Source organism: Tamlana sp. 2_MG-2023 (assembly GCF_030548465.1).
Classification (GTDB): Bacteria; Bacteroidota; Bacteroidia; order Flavobacteriales; family Flavobacteriaceae; genus Pseudotamlana.
This window is the reverse complement of sequence record NZ_JAUOSF010000003.1, coordinates 363,914-385,687: the sequence shown is the minus strand read 5'-3', so window position 1 is coordinate 385,687 and position 21,774 is coordinate 363,914. Positions and strand designations below refer to the sequence as shown.

Below are 21,774 nucleotides of genomic sequence, written 5' to 3'. Positions count from 1 at the left end.
AAGATTTGGCAGAACAAAAACAAGCTACAAAAGGTAAACTTATCGTGTTTTCAGCACCTTCAGGATCTGGAAAAACGACTATAGTAAGACACTTACTTGGGCAAGAAGACTTAAATTTAGAGTTTTCCATTTCAGCAACATCAAGAGAAAGTCGTGGTACTGAAGTTGATGGTAAAGATTATTATTTTTTATCGGCCGACGATTTTAAAAACCACATTAAAAACGATGATTTCCTAGAATGGGAAGAAGTGTATCGTGATAATTTTTACGGCACTTTAAAATCTGAAGTGGAACGTATTTGGGCGAAAGGCAAAAACGTTATTTTTGATATTGATGTTTCTGGCGGATTAAGAATTAAGCGTAAATTCCCTAAAGAAACTTTAGCTATTTTTGTAAAACCACCAAGCGTTGATGAGTTAAAAATCCGTTTAAAAAAGCGTAAAACTGAAACTGAAGACAAAATAAACATGCGTGTCGCAAAAGCTTCTGCAGAACTAGCTACGGCGCCTTTATTTGACACCATCGTAATCAATGATACTTTGGAACACGCTTTAGAAGAAGCCCATCAAAAAATTAGTGATTTTATAAACTCATAGTCGTCTTTTAATGAAAATAGGCTTGTATTTTGGTTCCTTTAATCCCATTCATATTGGGCATATGGTTATTGCAAATCATATCGCTGAACACAGCAATTTAGATGAAGTTTGGTTTGTGGTTACGCCTCACAACCCGTTTAAAGAGAAGAAAACCCTTTTAGATAATCATCACCGTTTAGAAATGGTATACCTTGCTACCAAAGATTATCAAAAATTACAGCCTTGTAATATAGAATTCAATTTACCTCAACCCAATTACACCGTAGATACCTTAGTGTATTTACAAGAAAAATATCCGAACAAAGAATTTTCATTAATCATGGGTGAAGACAACTTAAAGAGTTTTCATAAATGGAAAAATTACGATGTCATACTAGAAAATCACTTTGTGTATGTCTACCCTAGAATTTCGGAAAACAAAATAGAAACACGATTTGATGGTCATAAAAAGATCATCCATATCGATGCACCTATCATGCAACTTTCTTCTTCATTCATAAGAAAATCTATTGCCGCCAATAAAAACATTCAACCCATGATTCCAGAACATGTTTGGAAATACATGGATGACATGAATTTTTATCGATAACATGATTTTAACATTATAAAAATGTAAAACTCTAAAAATTGGCTGTTTTTAAAAATAAAATTGACAAAATAAGATACTGTTATATCGATTTAACATAAGCGTAACTTTCGGATCAATATAAGCACATACCTTTATCTTTCTAAAGTTTCAGGCTGAATGACAATTCAAACTGAGCTTTTTAAAAAAGCGCTTAATGAATATTGAAAACACCGAAGACTTTTTAAATAAGTTTGATTATAAATTTGAAAGAAAGAACCAGACAATTACTGTCATCATGGACTATCGTCATCAAGTTTTTATTGACTTTAAAAACCCTGATAAAATTGTCATTTCAGACCAACTGGTTACAGGTAATTTTATTACAGGTATGTTAAAAATGAGTATTAAAAAAGCCATCCTGCTTAATGTTTTCTGTAATATATTATTAAGTTCAGTCATTGCGCTGTTCGATTTAAAATTTGGCATTGGCTTGTTCATAACCTTAGGCGTTTGGACCATCTATTGGTCAATTAAGCATATTTCAAAGTATGAAAAATTAAGATACATCCTTACCAATTGGGGGCAGCGTGCTGTGTACTCTATTGAGTCTTAAAAACTGTTCGATTATAAAATTAAATAACATTAATTAATCCTATATATTCAAACCCTTCAGGTTTTAAAAACCTGAAGGGTTTTTTTATAAATCCTCATTTAGTAAATTTCATTGAAACAGGCCACAATGAACTGATTACAAAAAAAAACCGCCTGAAGCTATGGACTTCAAACGGTTTCTAACTAAATAACCAACCAAAAAACTCTTATATAAGCCGTGAACTCTGTCGCGGATTTTCTTTTCTTTCTTTTTTAAACTTACGTTTTTTCTCTATTAATTCCTTTGTATCGTCTTTACCATTAGCAGCCTTGACATATTGAATATAGCCGCGGCCTGCAAATTCATACGTTGTACCAGACGATGGTTGAAACAACGCTATGGTTTCATCATCTATAACGCTCAATTCAAAAAACTCATTGCCATACGAATCATAATCTAATGTTAAAGTTTTTAAGTAAAAATTACTAGAAACGTCTCCAACACCATAATCACCCACATAATCCCAAGTAATGTAATTCGGATTTAAACCAACGTGATCTTGTGAACTCCTAAAGGTTTTATCGTTTCCACCGGCTATAAACTGTAAATAATTTTCATCATCAAACGGATTTACTTGTCCAGTAGCACTTGTATAAATTTTCTCCCAAGCCGTATAATCTTGTAAGAAATAATGAATATTATCATAAAACACCATATCGTAATCGAAATTTGAACGTTGATACCCGTCTAAAAAATAAGAGGTGTCATTTCTTGGGTTGTAAAGTTCTATTCTGTTGCTTGTAATTTGATATACATCGTAGGTAGAAAACCCGTCAACATCATGATCTACATCTAAAATCATCTCATAAGCATCATATACGCCAACATCGATACCAAAACCATTACCTGTTTCACCAATACCAGCAATATTATTGTTAGCATAAAGCACCCCGTTTCTAAACGATATTGTAAAGGCTTTTTGTAACCATGGCGTTTCTCCATAACCCATAGTCGCATTAATATCTACGTACCATAACTCATAAGAACCTAATACTTGGTTTAGAGAAATACTTGGCTCTTCTATATAAACCTCCTCACAAGAGGTGAAAAAAGTGGCACTAAACACCACCACCAAAAGTAATTTTATTGCTTTCATATATCTAGAAGTTAATGATTTCTAAAAGCATAATTTCAAAACACGTGCCAAAAAACATAGGCTTAACGATCAAACCCCCAATATTCATTAAATTTTTATGTATTTTTGATCTAGAAATTGATTTAGTTTTCATGGATAAACCATTAAAATACGCCGTTTTTGGAGCAGGAAGTTGGGCAACTGCCATTGTAAAAATGCTTTCTGAAAATTTAGATGAAATTGGTTGGTATATGCGTAGTGTTTATACGAAAGAACACTTACAGCGCGAGCAACACAACCCTAATTATTTAAGTTCTGTTGAGTTTCACTTAGAGCAACTCAAACTAAGCAACGACATTAATGAAATTGCAGAATATGCCGATGTGCTTATATTCGTAATCCCTTCTGCTTTTATACATGGCGAATTAGAAAAACTCAATATAGACATTTCAAACAAAACCATTGTTTCTGCCGTAAAAGGCATAATGCCTGAAACAGAATTATTGGTTGGTGAGCATTTTCATGATATTTATAAAGTACCGTACGACAATATTGCGGTCATTGCAGGACCTTGCCATGCCGAAGAAGTTGCTTTAGAGCGTCTATCTTATCTAACGATTTCTTGTACAGATCAAAACAAAGCAACAGCCATTGCAAATAGCTTAAGTAGCGATTACATTAAAACGACAATAAGCGATGATGTTATTGGTATAGAATACGCCGTGATGCTTAAAAACATTTATGCCATCGCCGCTGGTATAGCCCATGGTTTGGGATATGGCGATAACTTCCAAAGTGTATTAATGAGTAATGCGATTCGCGAAATGAAGCGCTTCATTAAGAAAGTACATAAAATGAAACGTAACATTAATAATTCGGCTTATTTGGGCGATTTATTGGTAACAGGATATTCTGTTTTTTCTCGTAACCGCATGTTCGGAAACATGATTGGCAAGGGCTACACCGTTAAATCGGCTCAAATGGAAATGAACATGGTTGCCGAAGGGTATTACGCGACAAAAAGTGCGCACGAATTAAACCTTAAAAACGCAAAAAAAACACAAATGCCTATTATAAACGCCGTTTACGAGGTATTGTACGAAAACAAAGATCCTAAAAAGGTCTTTACAAAACTTACGGATAAGTTAGATTAATACTTAATTAAATTCTTGGGCGTTCCCTAAAGGTCGGGCTTTTCGCTATATCTTTTTTTCGTACCTCAAAAAAGGATGCCGCTACAATCCCTAACGCGACATTAGTACACAAAAAAAGATTCTTCAGTCGTGCCTCCTTCTGAAGTACAAAAGTAGTTAATGAAAAGTGAAAAATTACCAAAGCCACCCTAATAGTCAATAAAAAATAATCAATAATCAACTCATAGGCTGCCGTCATCTGTCTTCTGTCATCCGTCAAAATCCGTTTTCAACATTAAAACTACTTCACCAACACCCCTTTTTCAGACATCAATGGTAATGGTTGTAAGGCTTTTAAATTAACCGTGTTTTTTCTGAACAAATAGGTTTTTTCAAACATCTGGTTGCCTTCAAAAAAGGTCACTTTAAAGGTATTGTTGATTTCAAAAAGCGGCTCTTGCATCAGCTCGATTTTCGCATAGCTTTTCTTAGGAAGCACATCAATTTTCTTTCTAAAAATAGAAGTCATTTTATCTTCAGAATAGCCACCAGTCACAATAAGAACCATTTCTAAATCAACGTCTTTATCATTAATGATATAAGCATTCCAATCCTGACTCTTATAAATGCTGTTATACTCGTTTACAATCGCGATATAAACGCCTTCAACTTTAGGTATGATGATATCTTCTTTCATGCTGCAAAAATAACAAATTCCATTAAAGCTTAGCCTTAAAAAATTAAAGCAAGCTATTCAAAAAAAAGAACAGCCTGCCTTAACAACCAATAATCACACAAAAACTTTTAGTGCAACACTTACACCATCTCTCTTTAAAAGAGAGATGGCACTATTAAATCAAAGATTTGTTATTTCCATCCACCACCAAGGGCTTTATAGAGATTAACAACTGCTATTAATCGATCCAATTTATTATCAATACTTGTTAATTCTGTAGTTAAAACGGCTTGTCTCGCTACTAATAAATCTAAATAAGTAGCATAACCACTATTCAATAATTCTTGAGAATTTGTTTCTGCACGACGCAGCGCTTCCACCTGATTTTCTAAATATTCTTGTTTTTCAGTTTCTGCATTGAAGGTATATAAGGCTTCAGAAACCTCGTTTCCAGCAACCAAGAGCGTCTGTTTGAAATTCAATAAAGCCTGCTCCTGTTGTGCTTTAGCCACCTCATGCTGTGTTCTTAATTTCCGTTGATTAAATATAGGCTGTGCTATACCGCCAACCACATTTGCAAACAAAGAATTATAATCAAACCAATTTTGAAGCTCTAAACTTTGAAAACCACCAGAAGCGCTTAAAGTTAAAGACGGATAAAAACTAGCTAAAGCCACATTGGTAAGTTCAAACGATTGTCTAAAATCACTTTCGGCCGCAATAACATCTGGTCGATTACGCAATAATAAATACGGCACACCAAGCTTAATATCGGTACTAATATCTTGCACATCTAGAGTACTTCTATCAAAATGTTGAGGTTGTTTGGCTAACAAAATACTCAAGGTGTTTTCAGTCCTAAAAATGGCTTTCTCCAAATCAACTTTAATAGCTTTTGCGTTATTATATTGTGCGATATCTTGATCGACTGCCACTTGAGTGACTTCCCCAGATTCTTTAAGTGCTTTAATCGTCTCTACACTTTTTTCCCGCGAAGCCACGGCTTCTTTGGTAACCTCTAATTGAGCATCTAGAGCCACAAGTGTATAATAGGTCGTGGCTATACTTTCAATTAATCTCGTTTTTACAGCTTGATGTGCGGCTACACTTTTGAGATACCCTGCATGAAAGGCGCGCTTGTTACTACGTATCTTACCCCAAATATCAGCTTCCCAAGACAGGTTTACCACAGCTTCATACTGCTCTATACCACCACTAAAAAAGCTACCAAACTGGCTGTTTTCAGATAATTCTTGATGAGTCGCGGTAGTTCCTGCGCTTAAAGTTGGCAAATAGCCCGCATTCCCTTGCTTCATATAAGATTCGCCTGCAATAATTTGTTGAATCGCAATACGAATATCGATGTTATTCTCAAGCCCTTCTTCAATGTATTGTGCTAAATATGGATCGGTGAAAATTTCCTTCCAAGACAAATCAGCCATTGATAAACTATCGCTTGGCAAATTATCTGTTCGGTATAAATTTTCAGTTTCTAGGTCTACATCTGGGCGTTCGTAATCTTTCGCTACCAAACAACTTTGCATGGTTAGCATTAAGACAACTAGAAATACCCCTTTCCTAAAATAATTATGTTTGATTATAGATTTCATAGTCTTATTCTTCAATTGTTTGGGTAACTGGTTTACTCGATACTTTTTCTTGTAACCATTGGAATAACATAAACAGAATCGGAATTACAAAAACGCCTAAAATAGTTCCTATAAGCATCCCACCTGCGGCTCCTGTTCCAATAGAATTGTTTCCTTCTGCACCAACACCTTTGGCCAATACCAACGGCATTAAACCTAAAATAAAGGCAAAAGAAGTCATTAAAATAGGGCGTAAACGTGACTTCGCTCCGTGGATGGCGGCATCGACAATGGATTCGCCAGAACGTCTTCTTTGCAGCGCAAACTCAACAATTAAAATGGCATTTTTTGCTAATAGCCCTACCAGCATGATTAAAGCAATTTGGAAATAAATGTTATTTTCTAATCCGAAGAACTTCGTACTAATGTAAGCTCCAAACACACCAAAGGGTAATGATAAAACCACCGCAAAAGGCAATAAGTAGCTTTCATACTGCGCACTTAATAGGAAATACACAAATAAAATACTTAATATAAAAATGAAGGTCGTTTGGTTTCCTGCATTAACTTCTTCTCGCGTTAAACCAGAATAAGCCACCGTATAATTACTGGGTAATTTTGCAGCTTCTTCTTCAATAACTCTAATGGCGTCTCCCGTACTAAAACCAGCATTGGTTGCTCCCGTAATGTTTGTTGAATTGAATAAATTAAATCGCGTTACGGCTTGTGGACCATAAACACGTTTGAGTTGCACAAACTGTGTAATCGGCGCCATCTCTCCGCTATCTGTTCGCACGTACATACTATTTAAAGCATCTTCATTTGCTCTATCCTCAGGTAACGCCTGAATGTAAACACGGTATTGTTTCCCAAAACGTGAGAAATCTGAAGCATAAATACCACCTATATACCCTTGAAGCGTTGAGAAAATACTGTTTATAGGCACGCCTTTTTCTTTAGCTAAGGGCACGTTGATTTCCATTTCATACTGCGGATACTTCGTATTGAAGGCTGATTGCGCATATTGTACCTCTGGATGACTCATGATGGCAGCAGCAAATTCTTGATTGACTTTATCCAATTCGGAAAACTCGCCACCAAATTTATCTAACAAGTTAACTTCAAATCCTGCTGAATTACCAAAACCTCTAATACTTGGTGGTGAGAAGAAAATAATTTTAGCTTCTGGAATAGAAGCGGCTATACCAAATAATTTCCCCGTAATAGCTTGCGCTGAAAGCGACGCATCCTCACGTTCACCCCAATCCTTAAGTTTTATAATTCCGAAACCATAGTTGCTTCCGGCTCCACTAATTAAACTTCGTCCTTTAATAAAGTTAACACCTTCTAAACCTTCTAGTTTGTGAATTTTCCCATACAACTCTTTGGCCACGGCATCGGTTCTATCTAATGAAGCCCCTGCTGGTAATTCTATGTTTGCGAAAATAATACCTCTATCTTCATTTGGTACAAACCCAGTAGGTGTTGTTTTTGATGCCCAAAATATACCAACTCCAGCAATTAATAGCAATACTGCCGACACCCATTTTCTTCTATATAAAAACTCAAGTGACTTGCCATAACGTTCGATCGTCGCGTTAAAACCGCGATTAAACAGTGTGTAAAAACGTTGTAGAGCGTTCTTTGATTTCAGTTCTTCGTCATCCTTATGCCCTTTTAATAATAAAGCACATAGCGCCGGACTTAAAGTTAAGGCATTCACCGCGGAAATAAGAATAGCAATAATTAAAGTCACACCAAACTGTTCGTAAAACACCCCTGTTGGGCCAGTAATGAACGTTACCGGAATAAATACCGCCGCCATAACTAAGGTTATTGAAATGATGGCTCCCGAAATTTCATTCATGGCTTTTAACGTGGCCGATTTTGCATTTTTCTCACCTTCATCTATCTTGGCGTGTACCGCTTCAACTACTACAATAGCATCATCAACCACAATACCGATGGCGAGCACCAAGGCAAATAAGGTTAACAAGTTAATGGAATACCCAAATAAGTTTAAAAAGAAAAAGGTTCCTATAATCGATACCGGTACCGCAATAGCTGGAATTAATGTGGAACGGAAATCCTGTAAAAAGATAAACACCACCAAAAACACCAATAAAAAGGCTTCTAACAGAGTAGTTACTACTTTTTGAATGGATGCGTTTAGGAATAAACTCGTATCATAAGGCACAAAAATCTTTAAACCTTTAGGTAAGTCCTTTTCAACGGCATCAAAAGTGGTTTTTATGTTTTCAATAATCTCCTGAGCATTGGAACCTTTGGTTTGAAAAATCCCCATAAACACAGCAGGATTTCCTAAACTCATCGCGTTAGACGCATAAGACTGCGCATCTAATTCAATAGTTGCCACATCATTTAATCGTAAAAAGGCACCATTCCCTAAGGCTTTGATAATAATATCACCGTATTGACCAGCCTCTTTAAAACGACCGCTATAGGTTAAAACATACGAGAATGCTTCGCCATTATTTTCACCTAATGCACCTGCGGCAGCTTCTAAGTTTTGCTCTTTTAAAACCGCTGAAATATCAGATGGTATTAAATTATATGCTGCTAATTTTTCTGGTTTTAACCAAATACGCATGGCATAATCTTGCTGCGAAAATACACTCACATCACCTACACCATTAATACGTTTCATGGCTGGGATGACGTTAATTTTTAAATAATTCTGAATATAGGTCGCATCGTAATCTTCGCTTTCAGAATACATGGCAGCAAACATTAAGGCACTCGTTTCTTGCTTTTGAGTCGTGACTCCTGTTTGAAGTACCTCTTGTGGTAATAATGGATTCGCTCTAGCCACACGGTTTTGCACGTTAACTGCGGCAATATCGGCATCCATTTCTTGATTAAAATATACTGTTATTTCAGCGGTACCATTATTAGAAGCGGTAGACGTTATATAGGTCATGCCTTCTGCCCCATTAATTTGTTCTTCAATAGGAATGATAACACTCTCCAAAACCGTTTCGGCATTAGCTCCAGGATAAGAAGCCGATACTTTAATGGTTGGTGGTGCAATATCTGGGTACTCTTCAATAGGTAAACTTGTAATACTAATGACACCAAGCATCACTATAATTACAGAGATCACTGTTGAAAGTACTGGTCTTTCAATAAATGTTTTTAACATAGTTATAGTGTTTCTAGTTTTTGAATAATGTTTCAATAGGTTTTAAAACCTCTTGATAAGGTACTTCTTGTGGTGTTATGGTCATCCCACTTCGTAATTTCCCTATACCAGAAACAGCAATTTTATCACCTTTTTCAAGGCCTGACTCTACAACATATAAATTATCAACATCATCTTTTACTTTTATCATATGAGCAGCAACCTTATTATCGGCTTCTATTTTAAAAAGCATGATATTACCTTGTTGCTCAAAGGTTGCTTGTTGCGGAATTACAATGTCATTTTCATATTGCGTAGGAATTTGAAGTTTTCCACTATTCCCATTGGTTAACAACTGGTTTGGATTATCAAATACAGCTCTGAAACTTACAGTACCTGTATTTTGATTGATTTGACCAGACGTGGTTTGAATTTTTCCTTTTTCAGAATACAACGATCCGTTTGCTAAAAGTAAATTCACTTCAGATAGATTGTTCAATTTCTCCTCAAGGTTTTTCCCTTCTGAATTTTGTAAAAAATCGAAGTATTCCGATTCGTTTAAACTGAAAAACGCATATACTTGAGCAATATCACTAACTGTTGTTAGCGGCCTAGCATCGTTAGGACTAATCAAAGCCCCTTCCCTAAAGTTAATCGTGCCTACAAAACCATTCACTTGACTTCTTATAGTCGCATAACCTATATTGGCTGAAACGCTACTATAGTTTGCTTTCGCTTGGGCTAAATTGGCTTTGGCGGTTTCTAGTTGTACTGGACTAATAATGTTTTTTTCTACAAGCGGAATCAGTTTATCAACTTCAACCTGGGCCACATCAACACGGGCTTTTGCAGCCCCTGCATCTTCAGACAATGCTTGAGTTTCTAGCTGGAATAATACTTGGCCTTTTTTCACTTTTTCACCTTCATCAACCAATACTTTTTGAATATAGCCTGATGTTTTTGCGCGCACATCACTATTGATAACACCTTCAATATTTGCGGGATATTCTTTATGACCTGTTAATGCTGTGGTTCCAACGTTAGTGACTGGAATAGCAACCGGAGGTGCTTGAGCGGCTTGTTGTGGTTCCTTTTTTCCACAGCTTATAGCCAATAGTGCCATACTTAAGAGCACTGTAAAATATAGTTTTTTGGTTTTCATACTTGTAATGTTTAGAGACTAAATTGATTGTTTTTTAATTTTTTACGTAGTTCTTCGATGGATTTGGTAGCCCCATCTAAAAATTTTATATAATCGTTGTGAAAGCTTAATTCAAATTTTTCACCATCATCGGCTTCTAAGTTTATCGTTTCCTTATAAGCCTTTATTTCAAGATGTAATTCTCGAACAACTTGCCATTGACTAACAAGTTCATCAATATGTTGCACTACAGAATCTTTATTGATGATAAAGTATTTTTTACGATCACCGGTTTTAGTGAAATACTCTATTTTTTGTAAATCTTGTAAATGATTAAGGTGTGTAGAAATAGTGCTTTTACTAGCACATAAAACATTAACCATTTCTTCAAAAGTGACACCTTTCTTACCGCCAAGTATGATATAAGCCATGATTCGTGCTGCAACTGGCGCCAAATTTTCTCTATTTTCTAAATGAACACCTAGCTTTTCAACCAAACGCATTTTTTCTTTGCAAACTTCTGCCATTTTATGTTTTTTTGATTCAGTCATTTAAATTAATGACTAGATTTCAGTAAACTTTTGCAAACATAATTTTTAGTTCGGAACAAACCGAACCAAACGAAGTTAAAGAAGTGTTAAATAAAAAAAGCCGATAGAATCTATCGGCTTAAATTTTAATATGTAGTATCTCGGTTCTTACTTACAAAGCGCTTTTAAACTGCTCTAAGAAACGCACATCGTTTTCACTTAATAATCGAATATCTCCAATTTGGTGTAATAACATCGCAATACGATCAATACCAACACCGAAAGCAAACCCCGAATATTCTTTAGTATCAATATTACAGTTTTCAAGCACGTTAGGATCTACCATACCACAGCCACCAATTTCTAACCAACCGGTTCCTTTGGTGATTTTATAATCGGTTTCGGTTTCTAAGCCCCAATACACATCAATTTCTGCACTTGGTTCTGTAAATGGAAAGTATGACGGACGTAAACGTATTTTACTTTTTCCGAACATTTCGGTTGTAAAATGTTGAAGGGTTTGCTTTAAATCGGCAAAACTCACATCCTTATCAATGTACAAGCCTTCTACTTGATGGAAAAAGCAATGTGAACGTGCAGAAATCGCTTCATTTCTATAAACACGACCTGGAGAAATGGTACGGATAGGTGGTTTATTATTTTCCATGTAACGCACCTGTACTGAACTGGTGTGTGTACGCAGTAAAATATCTGGATTGGTTTGAATGAAAAAGGTATCCTGCATATCACGTGCTGGGTGATATTCTGGCAAGTTCAACGCCGTAAAATTATGCCAATCATCTTCAATTTCTGGACCTTCACTCACGTTGAACCCAATACGTGAAAAGATTTCTATTATTTGATTTTTCACAATTGAAATTGGGTGACGTGCTCCAATATGAATTGGCTCTCCCGGACGTGACAAATCACCGTAAACCCCCTTAACTTCTTCCTTAGATTCTAAGGCGTCTTTTAAGTCGTTTACTTTCTCTTCGGCTGTTTTTTTAAGCTTATTTATGGTTTGACCAAATTCTTTCTTTTGATCATTAGCCACATTTTTAAACTCAGCAAAAAAATCATTTAACAAGCCTTTTTTACCTAGGTATTTTATACGAAAAGCTTCTACTTCTTCTTTGGATTTTGCTTCAAAAGCTTCGGCTTCAGCGATCAAGTCTTTTATCTTATCTATCATAACGTCATTTCAAAAATGAATGCAAATTTACTATTTTTTCGTGATTTGCGTTAGGGATTGCAGAGGAAATCCTTTTGGTGAGGCACGAACCAAAAGATTGGAACGAAAAGCCCGACCTTTAGGTAACGCCCAAAATATTTTAATTAATATATTCGGTTTCTAAAAAGTAGTTCACAATGGCTTCTTTCATTAAAACACTTTGCTCACCGGCCTTTAAATGTGGTAGGTTTTCTAAGGTTCTATAATGTGGCCAGCCCTCATCGTCTACAAAATCCAATTCATAATACCCGTAAGGCACTAGAAGCTTGCAAATAGCAATATGCATCAAGTCTAGCTTTTGGTCTTTTTTAAAGGCTCTATCGAGTTGCCCTAGTTCTTGTACCCCGATTAAATATATAATAGCATCAAGATCCATAGGGTCGCCATCGGCAAATTGATCGGACAATTTAGTAACCACCAAATTCCAACGTTCTTTTAATTCTTCGTCTCTAGACATCTATTTTTTTGTTTAAAACCTCAAAGTTGTACTATTTAAACGTTTTGAAGCTATTTTATTTTGGGCACCAAAGTTACGGAATGAAGGGGTCACTTAAAGTATCTTAGCTGAAAAAGGGCAAAATTTATTATATATTTACAGAAAGATTAACAATTATGGGGGTTATTGATATTGTTTTAGGGGCTTTAATATTATTTGGATTGGTTCGCGGGTTTATGAAAGGCCTTTTTGTTGAAGTCGCTTCTTTAGTAGCTTTAATTGCTGGAGTGTATGGCGCCATTCACTTTAGTAATTTCGCTGGCGAATTTTTACAAGAATACACCAATTGGGAAGAACAGACTGTTAACATCGCGGCCTTTGCCATCACTTTTGTGGTCATTGTTATAGCTATTGGACTTGCAGGAAAAGCACTAACCAAACTGGCTGACTTCGCCGCTTTAGGCATCTTAAACAAATTACTTGGGGCTATTTTTGGCGCCTTAAAAATAGCATTAATATTAAGTATCATTCTGAATATTTTTGATCGCATGAACAACACCATCACGTTTCTTGATGAAGAAACGGTTAAAGGCGCTATGTTATATGAGCCTGTAAAGTCTATTGTGCCACTTATTTACCCAAGTATAATAGAAAACGATACTGATAAGGAAAATGACATGGAGCCTGATGGTGAAACCGAAGAAAACACGTCGTTATTCTCTATTTAAAGAGACATATTATAATATAAAAAAAGCCTTCAAAATTTTTTGAAGGCTTTTTTTATGAGTTCATATGAGATGATTAATCAAAATCTAAAATATAGATTGAATCCAAATGCTCTGGACTATCCATATTTACTTTTAAATCTTTAATTAATCCGTCTTTTAGTCCGTAAACCCAACCGTGTAGTTCTAAATCTTGATTGGCTTTCCATGCTTTTTGTACTATGGATGTTTTAGCTAGATCGTAAACTTGGTCTTTTACGTTCAATTCAACAAGACGATCAAATCGACCTTCTTCTGTTGGTATTCTTTCTAATTCAACTTTGTTTTTTTTATAAACCTCTTTAATATTTCTTACCCATTTATCAATAAGACCTAAAGATTTGCTGTGCATTGCTGCTTCAACACCGCCACAACCATAGTGCCCGCAAACAATAATGTGTTTTACTTTTAATTGATTAACAGCGTAATCTAACACGCTTAACATGTTTATATCGGTATGCACAACCATATTGGCTATATTTCTATGAACAAACATTTCGCCAGATTTAGTTCCTGTAATTTCATTTGCAGGCACTCTACTGTCTGCACAACCTATCCATAAAACGGGTGGTTTTTGTAATGATGCAAGTCTTGTAAAGTAGTCTTTGTCTTCTGCTAACTTATGAGAAACCCACTCTTTATTATTGTTTAAAAGCTTATTATAATAACTATTTTCACTCATAAATTTAAGGTTTTCTAGTCTTCAATATCACACGAATATTACTTTAACCGCTATTGAATAAACCGAATTATTTACGCAAAACTAAAATAATATTCGTGTGTTACATCTTAAAATTTTATATGTTTTTAAAAACATATAACTTATGGAGCTTTTAATAAAAATCTACAGCACCAGTATTAACATCGTACATCGCACCTACGATTTTAATCTCTCCTGCTTTTTCCATTTCTGATAAGACAGGGCTTTCAGCATGAATTCTATCGATAGTTAACTCAACATTCTTTTTAGCTACATCGTTAACGAAATCTAAGTTCTTAGAGGTTCTTTCATTTTCATCTTTAGGCTCTACCACACCATTTACAGCGGGTTTGATTTTCTCTAGCATAGCAGTCAAATTCCCTAATTCTGCATTATCACAAGCGCCTTTTACAGCACCACAGCTTGTGTGCCCTAAAACCACAATAACTCTGGTTCCTGCTAATTTACAAGCAAATTCCATACTTCCTAAAATATCTTCGTTTACAAAGTTTCCTGCGATTCTAACACTAAATATATCACCTAATCCTTGATCAAAAACCAGCTCAGCAGATACACGTGAATCAATACAACTTAAAATAGTTGCAAAAGGAAATTGCCCCTCGCTTGTATCGTTAACTTGTTCTAATAAATTTCTATTCGCTTTTAAATTATTTTGAAATCTTACGTTACCTTCTTGTAGAAAATTTAATGCTTTCTCAGGAGTTAATGTCGCTTGTGTTTCTTTAGTATGTGCTTTCATAATATTTTCTATTTAATACTGATTTCTCTATGCTTAAGAAGCTTAAATGATCTACTTAAACTATGAAACCTATTTTTTTATTTTAACTTAAACTAATTTTTGATTTTGGTCTTGAGCGGAAAAACTCGAAATAGCTTTCTGGATTTTCTACTACACCACGTTTTGAAACAAGTTTAATATCAATATTTCTTTCTTTAGCCTTATGACCGAAATCATCTAGAATTTCGATAATATCATTATCTAAATATCTAGTTTTCATTAAATTTAATTCTAGATAAGTTTCATTTGGTAAGCGATCTAATTCTTTTAAAATTGCGCCTTTATTGAAAAAAGTAACTTCTTCAGCCAATGTCATGCTCACTCTATGTTTACCATTACTTTTATCTTCAATATGAAGGAAGTGTGAATTTTGGTAACTCTTTAATAGGATCACAACAATACCTACTAAAAGCCCTAAACTGATACCTACTAATAAATCGGTAAATACAATACCAACTACAGTTACAATAAACGGTACGAATTGCTTCCAACCTAATTTATACATTTTAGCAAATAAAGCTGGTTTCGCTAATTTATAACCTACAACAAATAAAATAGCTGCAAGAACAGATAAAGGAATTTTATTAAGTAACGTTGGTATTAATACCACTGAAATTAACAATAAAAAACCGTGAATGATTGTAGATAATTTTGTTTTACCTCCAGATTGAATGTTTGCCGAACTTCGAACAATTACTTGTGTAATTGGTAAACCACCAACCATACCTGAAACAATATTACCAGCACCTTGCGCTAATAACTCACGATTTGTAGGGGTAACATTCTTGTCTGGATCCAATTTGTCGGTAGCCTCAACACTTAATAAGGTTTCTAAACTAGCTACCAAAGCAATGGTAAAAGCTACAATCCAAACTTCAGTATTCGTAATGGCTCCAAAATTAGGAAAACTAAACTGACCAATAAATGAATTAAAATCATCAGGAATTGGAACACTTACTAAATGTGATGTTTCAATTCCAAGGGCGCCATCTGTTCCCACAATGGTAAAAAACACAATACCTAATACCACTGCAATTAATGGCCCTTGAATAACAGTAAAAAACTTAGCTTTTTTAGCTAATACATTATCCCAAAATAAGATTACCGCTAATCCTATTAAACCAATAACCAAAGATCCTATTATAAGATGATCAAATATATTAAAAATGGAAGAAAAGGTGTTTTCACCAGAAGCTTCTAAGAAACTATCAGCTCCTTCTGGTTCTGCATCGTATCCAAAAAAGTGAGGAATTTGCTTTAAAATAATGATAATACCGATGCCTGTTAGCATCCCTTTAATAACTGAAGACGGAAAATAATACCCGATAACTCCAGCTTTTAAAACACCAAATATTATTTGAATAATACCCGCTAAAACAACGGCTACTAAAAAATTTTCATAACTACCTAAACTAACAATAGCAGTTAGTACAATAGCTGCTAATCCAGCTGCGGGACCACTAACACCAAGTTTAGATCCACTAAGTGCCCCAACTACTACACCACCAATAATACCTGCTATAACTCCAGAAAACAAAGGTGCTCCACTAGCTAAAGCGATTCCTAAACATAATGGTAGCGCAACGAAAAATACGACTATACTCGATGGTAAGTCATTTTTAATATATTTAAACATACTATAATAAATTTTACTCAAGGCTCAAATGCCTTAAGTTGTTAAAAATAATGAGACCATATAAATGATCTGTTAACAAACAATTATACTATGTAAAAATCTGGGGGAGGAGACACTAAATTTAAGTGCGGTATGGTATAGTTTTTAGAAACATATCCCATATTATTTTCTTTAAAAATCACAAAAAAGCTTGATTCACTATTTAAATCTTCAAGAACAACAATTTCTTTATTTAAATTTTTTGTAGAACCATTCTCTTCTTCTTCAGCGAAAGAGTAAAAAAAAGAAATATCAATTGTATTATCTACCATCTTGATAACTGTTGGTGCTGCAATGAACGCCAAAAATATCATTGATAGAATTATAGAAACAAAATGTCTTGACATTTACTTTTAATTTAAGTTTCCAAATATAAGATATATCCGTACAATTTCACAGCATTTAAATTTCCTTTAACATTTTTATATCCTCTGAAATTACCCACCCAATTTTACCATCGGCTAATTTAATTTTTTGCCAATCGTTATAAGTTTCTACAACTTGCACTTTAGTTCCTTCATGAAGCCTAAAAGCTTCTTCACTTTTAGCATTTGGTGTTGTTTTAACCTTGCTTTCTTGCACAAATACAATGGCAGGATTATCCTTTTTATCCAAGTTGTATTTATGAAATGCTAAAGTAAGGGTGATACACATAAGCGTTAAAGCAGTTAAACTCCCAACAAAAGTTAAACGCTTTTGAGTGGTTGAATACGAAAAATGATAAACCAAAAATAAAATCACAAAGACAAAAACGAAACAGATCGCTGTAATTGCCCAACCATCAGAAGTCATTTTATCGGTGAGGTTATGAATCAATTTGGCTATTCCAGCTTCAGGAATCACATCAATAGCATCGACAGTCATATTTTCAGCGTAAGCTAAATTATTCTTGATATCACTATCATTAGGCTCTAAAAGCAAGGCTTTTTCGTAATAATATATACTCGGTGCTATATTATTTAATTTGTAATTCGCATTGGCCAAATTAAAATACAAATCTGCCGAATGCACACCACTTTCTAGAATGGCTTGATAATTATCTATGGCTTCAGCATACTTGCCATCGTTATAAAACGCATTGCCCTTTTCAAATAAAGCTTCATTTTGAGCAAAAACGCCAAAAGTGAGCAAAAACGATAATAGATATAATATAGTTTTCATTTTAACGTGCTTGTTTATCAATTAAAGAAATGGTTGTACCAGCCTTTTCAAAATCCTCTTGCATAGTTGCGATATCAATTGGCGTATAACGCGCCAATTCACAACGTTCAATCAAGCTTATAAAATCTGTAATTACCGCCTGATCCACCTGCTTCCCTTCAAGTAAATTGGTAATTTTCTCTTTACTCATATCACTAGTTTCGATATGCAATTTCGCTTTCAGGTAATTATGCAAGGCTTTCTCTAAAGCAATGTAAAACGCTTCTTTCTGTCCTAAAGACTTCTTAGCATGGCCTAAATACTTTTTAACCAATTTATTCGCTTTTCTAACCTTATTCCCAGAAACATCAGCATCACGATCTGCTTTTTTATTTCTAACAACTATAGCTAACGGAATGGCTAAAAACGGCAGCAACAATAAGCTCCAAAACAAATTAGTTTTAAAGAAATATGATTGCTTAATCGAAGTAAAGTCCGTTTGTGTTTTTATAAAAGCAAAATGATCGGTATTTGACACAACTTCTTGTTTATTTACTGCAGAAGCGTTAGTATTATCCGTGTTTGCTGAATGACTTGCTGGCCCGTTTAAAACATTTATTAGAATCTCTTCGGAAGACAAACGTTTATAGCTTTTCGATTTTATATCAAAATATGAAAATGAAATGCTAGGAATTGGATATTTCCCTTTGTACTGCGGTACAATCGTATAACTATCGGTAATACGCCCTTGCATACCAGATAAATTCGTTTTTACATTTTCATCATGCTCCGGCTCATAAACTTCTAACGAACTCGGCAAAGTCACTTTTGGCAGCTTAAACAGTTTTAAATTTCCGTTTCCTTTTACCGAAATGTTCAATTGTAACGATTCGGTAGCATCTAATTCTGTTTTCGAAGTCGTCACATCAAAATCAAAACTACCTACAGCTCCTGTGAAATCAACGGGTTTTCCAGCTTCCGGAAGGGCTTTTACATTAATCGTCTTTCTTCCTGCCGAAATCGTTCTATTAGCACGAGACATTAAAGTACTTCCAAATATATCCCGGCGGTTTGTAGGTACACGAAGTGCTAAGTCTAAACTTAAGGGTTCGATTTCCAATTCACCCGTTTTCTGAGGATATAACACAGCTTTTTTATAAACTAAAAAGCGGTAATCTTCGCCTTTGTATTTACCGTTTTGAACCTTTTCATTTTGAGTATTTATAATCTGACTCCAAAAATCATTATAACGAGGAGAATCAATTTCACTCATTTGATCCACTCCAATGGTAGGCGAGATGTAAAGCTTATAAACTACAGTAATCGCCTCGTTTAAGTACGGATTAGCCTTAGAAACCTCTGCCACTAAATGCACACCTTCCGAAGCCACATACGAAGGATCGTTAGGGTCTTTAGGGATTTCAACTGCCGCAGTCACCTCTATACTTTTAGGTGTCGTTTTATAGGTGTTCCCCTCTATCACAATGGATGCTTGTGAAATCGTAAACGTTCCACGTTTTTTAGGCGCTAAAAAATAACTATAGGTTTTTTTATACGTACGTTTTCCATTTATCCAAGAGTTACTAACCGATTGATTTGGACCACCAACAACCGTAAAGTTTGAGAAATCTGGAGGTGTGAAATTATCACCATCTTGATTCATTTCAAAATCAACACGCAAACGCTCATTTATTCCAAGCTTTTGTTTACTTGTTTTCATAACAAATTCCACGCTCTGTCCAGAAGCGATACTTGCTGAAAACACAATTAATAGAATATATATGTTTTTTATAAACTGCATATTTAACTTTAGTAATTAACAATTAATAATGCGACCCCGAGATTAATTAGGGCTGATCAAATCAACATACACCAGTCGTTAATTTTTTATTCAAATTTCGATTTAAGAACTTTCGCTTTCGCGGAATTGAAAATCGGCACTAAACTACCAATCTTTTTCGGATTTTATTTTAACACCCTTTTGTTTTTCGGCATTAATTTTTTCTTGCACTTCCTGTTCCTGATTATTCATGGCCTCTAACAAATTTTTAATTTGTTGTGGCGATAATTGTCCGGGTTGTGGTTGAGGCTGCCCTTTATCCTTTTTATCTTCTTGATCCTTTCCTGGGTCTTTTTTATCATCCTTAGGCTTGCCTTCATCATCTTTTTCGTCCTCGCCGTCCTTCTTATCTTCGTTTTCTTGATCCTTATCCTCGTTTTCGTCTTCGTTATCGCCTTCTTGATCTTTTTTGTCCTCGTTTTCTTTATTGTCTTTATCGTCTTGGTTTTCTTGATCTTTGTTATCTTGATTTTCGTCGTTTTGATCATCATTTTGATCGTTCTGATCCTTTTGTTCTTCAGCACATTTTTTGGCTAAAGCTAGATTGTATCGGGTCTCTTCATCTGACGGATCATTTCTTAAAGCACTTTTATAGGCTTCAACCGCTTCCTTACACTTTTCATTTTTCATTAAAACATTCCCAATATTATGAAATGCTTTATGCTTTTCATCTTTTGAAGTGGCTTCTTTGGCCGCTTGCTCCAAACGAAAAAGTGCTTCTTCTAAGTTGTCACTTTTAATATAAGCGTTGGCTAAATTATAAGCCGCTGCCACCGAAGTTTCTTGTTCTGAAATCGCTTTACGATAAGCCATTTCAGCACTAACAAAATCTTCAGACCCTACCAAATCATTACCTTCATACACAAAATCATTTGCCTTTTTTGCAGCCAACAATTGTTCTTCATCATCGGCTTGCGAAAAAGCAAAAAATGTGATAAACAGTACTAAGGTTGTTATTATTTGTTTCATTATTACACTTTTATTTTAATATTAAAATCTGTGTATCTGTTTTTATTCTAATCATTTAGAAATCGCTTTCGCGGAAACTAAAAATTCTCATTAAATAAATTTAACTTTTTCAGCCAGCCTGTTTTTCTTTCTAAAAGGAATACATCCAATAATAAAAAGAAAATTCCGAAGCCTAAAAACCACTGAAACTGATCTTTAAAATCGGCAAATTGCTTGGCTTCAAATTCCGTTTTATCCATAGTATTTAAGATCTCACGAATCTCATCAACCACAGCACCAGTATTGCTTCCGTTAATATAAACACCGTTAGCCGCTCCAGCGATATCCTTAAGCGTGTCTTCATTTAACTTGGTAATTACGGTTTCACCCTGATTGTCTTTTTTATAATTTAATACAACACCATTACGTTTCTCTGGAATTGGACCACCTTTTACATCGCCAACACCAATAGTGAAAATTCGAATACCTTCCTCGCTGGCTTCTTCTGCAACAGCTTCGGAAGCTTCACTATGATCTTCACCATCAGAAATAATAATTAAAACCCGATTGGTTTGTTCGGCATTATCAAAATAAGTTTTCGACAAGTTAATGGCTTCATTAATTGCCGTTCCTTGTGAAGACAACATATCGGTATTCATGCCTTGTAAAAACATTTTTGCCGAAGCATAATCTGTTGTTATTGGCAACTGCGGAAAAGCCTTTCCCGCGTAAGCAATAATACCAACGCGGTCGCTAGCTAAATTATTAATGATTTGCGTGACCAATTGTTTTGATTTCTCCAAACGGTTTGGCGCAATGTCTTCGGCCAACATACTTTTAGATACATCGACTGCGAATACAATATCAACCCCTTCTCTTTTTACTGTTTCTAACTTGGTTCCAACCTTAGGATTTACCAAAGCAATCGCTAAACACGCAAAGGCTAAACTTAAAACCACCACTTTTAAAACACCCTTAAATACAGAGCGATTCGGACTCAATCTTTTTAAGGCTTTTTTATTCGCAAACTTGTTTTGCGCTTTATATCGCCAAAATTGAAGCACCAAAAAGAGTAGGATTATCACCGGAATAATACCTAACGCCCAAAACCATATTTTTTCTTCTAATTGATACATTAA

General features: G+C 35.0%; 21 protein-coding genes. 5 read left to right on the top strand and 16 right to left on the bottom strand.

The features are described 5' to 3' along the window. The first annotated feature begins 5 nt into the window (after positions 1-5). The 3 genes from gmk (at position 6) to Q4566_RS07040 (ending at position 1,777) form a co-directional block, all read left to right on the top strand. Positions 6-596 carry a guanylate kinase gene (gmk, locus tag Q4566_RS07050; protein WP_303419934.1) on the top strand — a complete coding sequence of 197 codons (591 nt, stop codon included), beginning with the start codon at positions 6-8 and terminating at the stop codon, positions 594-596. A 10-nt stretch (positions 597-606) separates the two neighbouring features. Next, positions 607-1,185, top strand: coding sequence for a nicotinate (nicotinamide) nucleotide adenylyltransferase (gene nadD, locus Q4566_RS07045; RefSeq protein ID WP_303419933.1), 579 nt, complete (start codon positions 607-609; stop codon positions 1,183-1,185). 193 nt (positions 1,186-1,378) lie between these two features. After that, on the top strand, positions 1,379-1,777 hold the full coding sequence (locus Q4566_RS07040) for a hypothetical protein (protein WP_303419932.1): 399 nt from the start codon (positions 1,379-1,381) through the stop codon (positions 1,775-1,777). Positions 1,778-1,982: 205 nt separating this feature from the next. Here the strand turns inward: Q4566_RS07040 and Q4566_RS07035 are convergent, their stop codons facing one another. Continuing rightward, positions 1,983-2,912, bottom strand: coding sequence for a nicotinic acid mononucleotide adenyltransferase (locus Q4566_RS07035; RefSeq protein ID WP_303419931.1), 930 nt, complete (start codon positions 2,910-2,912; stop codon positions 1,983-1,985). Between the two features lie 131 nt (positions 2,913-3,043). On the opposite strand from Q4566_RS07035, the gene Q4566_RS07030 reads away from it, so the two are divergent. Then, a complete protein-coding gene (locus Q4566_RS07030) occupies positions 3,044-4,045 on the top strand; it encodes an NAD(P)H-dependent glycerol-3-phosphate dehydrogenase (protein WP_303419930.1) in 1,002 nt (333 codons plus the stop codon). Positions 4,046-4,325: 280 nt separating this feature from the next. Here Q4566_RS07030 and Q4566_RS07025 read toward each other — a convergent pair whose 3' ends face one another. The 7 genes from Q4566_RS07025 to Q4566_RS06995 form a co-directional block, all read right to left on the bottom strand. Next, a complete protein-coding gene (locus Q4566_RS07025) occupies positions 4,326-4,721 on the bottom strand; it encodes a hypothetical protein (RefSeq protein ID WP_303419929.1) in 396 nt (131 codons plus the stop codon). A 170-nt stretch (positions 4,722-4,891) separates the two neighbouring features. Next, positions 4,892-6,310 carry an efflux transporter outer membrane subunit gene (locus Q4566_RS07020; RefSeq protein WP_303419928.1) on the bottom strand — a complete coding sequence of 473 codons (1,419 nt, stop codon included), beginning with the start codon at positions 6,308-6,310 and terminating at the stop codon, positions 4,892-4,894. Between the two features lie 4 nt (positions 6,311-6,314). Continuing rightward, positions 6,315-9,452 carry an efflux RND transporter permease subunit gene (locus tag Q4566_RS07015; RefSeq protein WP_303419927.1) on the bottom strand — a complete coding sequence of 1,046 codons (3,138 nt, stop codon included), beginning with the start codon at positions 9,450-9,452 and terminating at the stop codon, positions 6,315-6,317. Between the two features lie 13 nt (positions 9,453-9,465). After that, on the bottom strand, positions 9,466-10,593 hold the full coding sequence (locus Q4566_RS07010) for an efflux RND transporter periplasmic adaptor subunit (RefSeq protein ID WP_303419926.1): 1,128 nt from the start codon (positions 10,591-10,593) through the stop codon (positions 9,466-9,468). A gap of 11 nt (positions 10,594-10,604) precedes the next feature. Next, positions 10,605-11,099 (bottom strand): GbsR/MarR family transcriptional regulator, encoded by a 495-nt coding sequence (locus tag Q4566_RS07005; protein WP_303419925.1) that lies wholly within the window; start codon positions 11,097-11,099, stop codon positions 10,605-10,607. A gap of 175 nt (positions 11,100-11,274) precedes the next feature. After that, positions 11,275-12,294 carry a phenylalanine--tRNA ligase subunit alpha gene (gene pheS, locus Q4566_RS07000; RefSeq protein ID WP_303419924.1) on the bottom strand — a complete coding sequence of 340 codons (1,020 nt, stop codon included), beginning with the start codon at positions 12,292-12,294 and terminating at the stop codon, positions 11,275-11,277. A gap of 139 nt (positions 12,295-12,433) precedes the next feature. Further along, a complete protein-coding gene (locus Q4566_RS06995; RefSeq protein WP_303419923.1) occupies positions 12,434-12,790 on the bottom strand; it encodes a hypothetical protein in 357 nt (118 codons plus the stop codon). A 155-nt stretch (positions 12,791-12,945) separates the two neighbouring features. Between Q4566_RS06995 and Q4566_RS06990 the strand changes: the two genes are divergently transcribed. After that, positions 12,946-13,497: a CvpA family protein gene (locus tag Q4566_RS06990; protein ID WP_303419922.1), complete on the top strand. Its 552-nt coding sequence runs from the start codon at positions 12,946-12,948 to the stop codon at positions 13,495-13,497. Positions 13,498-13,570: 73 nt separating this feature from the next. Here the strand turns inward: Q4566_RS06990 and can are convergent, their stop codons facing one another. The 8 genes from can to Q4566_RS06950 form a co-directional block, all read right to left on the bottom strand. Continuing rightward, entirely contained in the window at positions 13,571-14,215 is a 645-nt protein-coding gene (gene can, locus Q4566_RS06985; RefSeq protein WP_303419921.1) for a carbonate dehydratase, read from the bottom strand. 151 nt (positions 14,216-14,366) lie between these two features. Continuing rightward, positions 14,367-14,993: a carbonic anhydrase family protein gene (locus Q4566_RS06980; RefSeq protein WP_303419920.1), complete on the bottom strand. Its 627-nt coding sequence runs from the start codon at positions 14,991-14,993 to the stop codon at positions 14,367-14,369. Between the two features lie 82 nt (positions 14,994-15,075). Then, on the bottom strand, positions 15,076-16,668 hold the full coding sequence (locus tag Q4566_RS06975; protein WP_303419919.1) for a SulP family inorganic anion transporter: 1,593 nt from the start codon (positions 16,666-16,668) through the stop codon (positions 15,076-15,078). An 83-nt stretch (positions 16,669-16,751) separates the two neighbouring features. Beyond that, positions 16,752-17,054 carry a hypothetical protein gene (locus Q4566_RS06970; RefSeq protein ID WP_303419918.1) on the bottom strand — a complete coding sequence of 101 codons (303 nt, stop codon included), beginning with the start codon at positions 17,052-17,054 and terminating at the stop codon, positions 16,752-16,754. Positions 17,055-17,109: 55 nt separating this feature from the next. Then, complete coding sequence (locus tag Q4566_RS06965) at positions 17,110-17,868, bottom strand: tetratricopeptide repeat protein (RefSeq protein ID WP_303419917.1); 759 nt, start codon at positions 17,866-17,868, stop codon at positions 17,110-17,112. Position 17,869: 1 nt separating this feature from the next. Next, on the bottom strand, positions 17,870-19,648 hold the full coding sequence (locus tag Q4566_RS06960; protein WP_303419916.1) for a BatD family protein: 1,779 nt from the start codon (positions 19,646-19,648) through the stop codon (positions 17,870-17,872). Between the two features lie 144 nt (positions 19,649-19,792). After that, a complete protein-coding gene (locus Q4566_RS06955; protein ID WP_303419915.1) occupies positions 19,793-20,656 on the bottom strand; it encodes a tetratricopeptide repeat protein in 864 nt (287 codons plus the stop codon). Positions 20,657-20,733: 77 nt separating this feature from the next. After that, a complete protein-coding gene (locus tag Q4566_RS06950; protein WP_303419914.1) occupies positions 20,734-21,771 on the bottom strand; it encodes a VWA domain-containing protein in 1,038 nt (345 codons plus the stop codon). Positions 21,772-21,774 lie beyond the last annotated feature (3 nt).

What these genes read in the sequence shown, in the direction of transcription:
- nadD (WP_303419933.1), top strand. Translation starts at nt 607, where the DNA reads ATGAAAATAGGCTTGTATTTTGGTTCCTTTAATCCCATTCATATTGGG.
- Q4566_RS07040 (WP_303419932.1), top strand. Translation starts at nt 1,379, where the DNA reads ATGAATATTGAAAACACCGAAGACTTTTTAAATAAGTTTGATTATAAA.
- Q4566_RS07035 (WP_303419931.1), bottom strand. Translation starts at nt 2,912, where the DNA reads ATGAAAGCAATAAAATTACTTTTGGTGGTGGTGTTTAGTGCCACTTTT.
- Q4566_RS07030 (WP_303419930.1), top strand. Translation starts at nt 3,044, where the DNA reads ATGGATAAACCATTAAAATACGCCGTTTTTGGAGCAGGAAGTTGGGCA.
- Q4566_RS07025 (WP_303419929.1), bottom strand. Translation starts at nt 4,721, where the DNA reads ATGAAAGAAGATATCATCATACCTAAAGTTGAAGGCGTTTATATCGCG.
- Q4566_RS07020 (WP_303419928.1), bottom strand. Translation starts at nt 6,310, where the DNA reads ATGAAATCTATAATCAAACATAATTATTTTAGGAAAGGGGTATTTCTA.
- Q4566_RS07015 (WP_303419927.1), bottom strand. Translation starts at nt 9,452, where the DNA reads ATGTTAAAAACATTTATTGAAAGACCAGTACTTTCAACAGTGATCTCT.
- Q4566_RS07010 (WP_303419926.1), bottom strand. Translation starts at nt 10,593, where the DNA reads ATGAAAACCAAAAAACTATATTTTACAGTGCTCTTAAGTATGGCACTA.
- Q4566_RS07005 (WP_303419925.1), bottom strand. Translation starts at nt 11,099, where the DNA reads ATGGCAGAAGTTTGCAAAGAAAAAATGCGTTTGGTTGAAAAGCTAGGT.
- pheS (WP_303419924.1), bottom strand. Translation starts at nt 12,294, where the DNA reads ATGATAGATAAGATAAAAGACTTGATCGCTGAAGCCGAAGCTTTTGAA.
- Q4566_RS06995 (WP_303419923.1), bottom strand. Translation starts at nt 12,790, where the DNA reads ATGTCTAGAGACGAAGAATTAAAAGAACGTTGGAATTTGGTGGTTACT.
- Q4566_RS06990 (WP_303419922.1), top strand. Translation starts at nt 12,946, where the DNA reads ATGGGGGTTATTGATATTGTTTTAGGGGCTTTAATATTATTTGGATTG.
- can (WP_303419921.1), bottom strand. Translation starts at nt 14,215, where the DNA reads ATGAGTGAAAATAGTTATTATAATAAGCTTTTAAACAATAATAAAGAG.
- Q4566_RS06980 (WP_303419920.1), bottom strand. Translation starts at nt 14,993, where the DNA reads ATGAAAGCACATACTAAAGAAACACAAGCGACATTAACTCCTGAGAAA.
- Q4566_RS06975 (WP_303419919.1), bottom strand. Translation starts at nt 16,668, where the DNA reads ATGTTTAAATATATTAAAAATGACTTACCATCGAGTATAGTCGTATTT.
- Q4566_RS06970 (WP_303419918.1), bottom strand. Translation starts at nt 17,054, where the DNA reads ATGTCAAGACATTTTGTTTCTATAATTCTATCAATGATATTTTTGGCG.
- Q4566_RS06965 (WP_303419917.1), bottom strand. Translation starts at nt 17,868, where the DNA reads ATGAAAACTATATTATATCTATTATCGTTTTTGCTCACTTTTGGCGTT.
- Q4566_RS06960 (WP_303419916.1), bottom strand. Translation starts at nt 19,648, where the DNA reads ATGCAGTTTATAAAAAACATATATATTCTATTAATTGTGTTTTCAGCA.
- Q4566_RS06955 (WP_303419915.1), bottom strand. Translation starts at nt 20,656, where the DNA reads ATGAAACAAATAATAACAACCTTAGTACTGTTTATCACATTTTTTGCT.
- Q4566_RS06950 (WP_303419914.1), bottom strand. Translation starts at nt 21,771, where the DNA reads ATGTATCAATTAGAAGAAAAAATATGGTTTTGGGCGTTAGGTATTATT.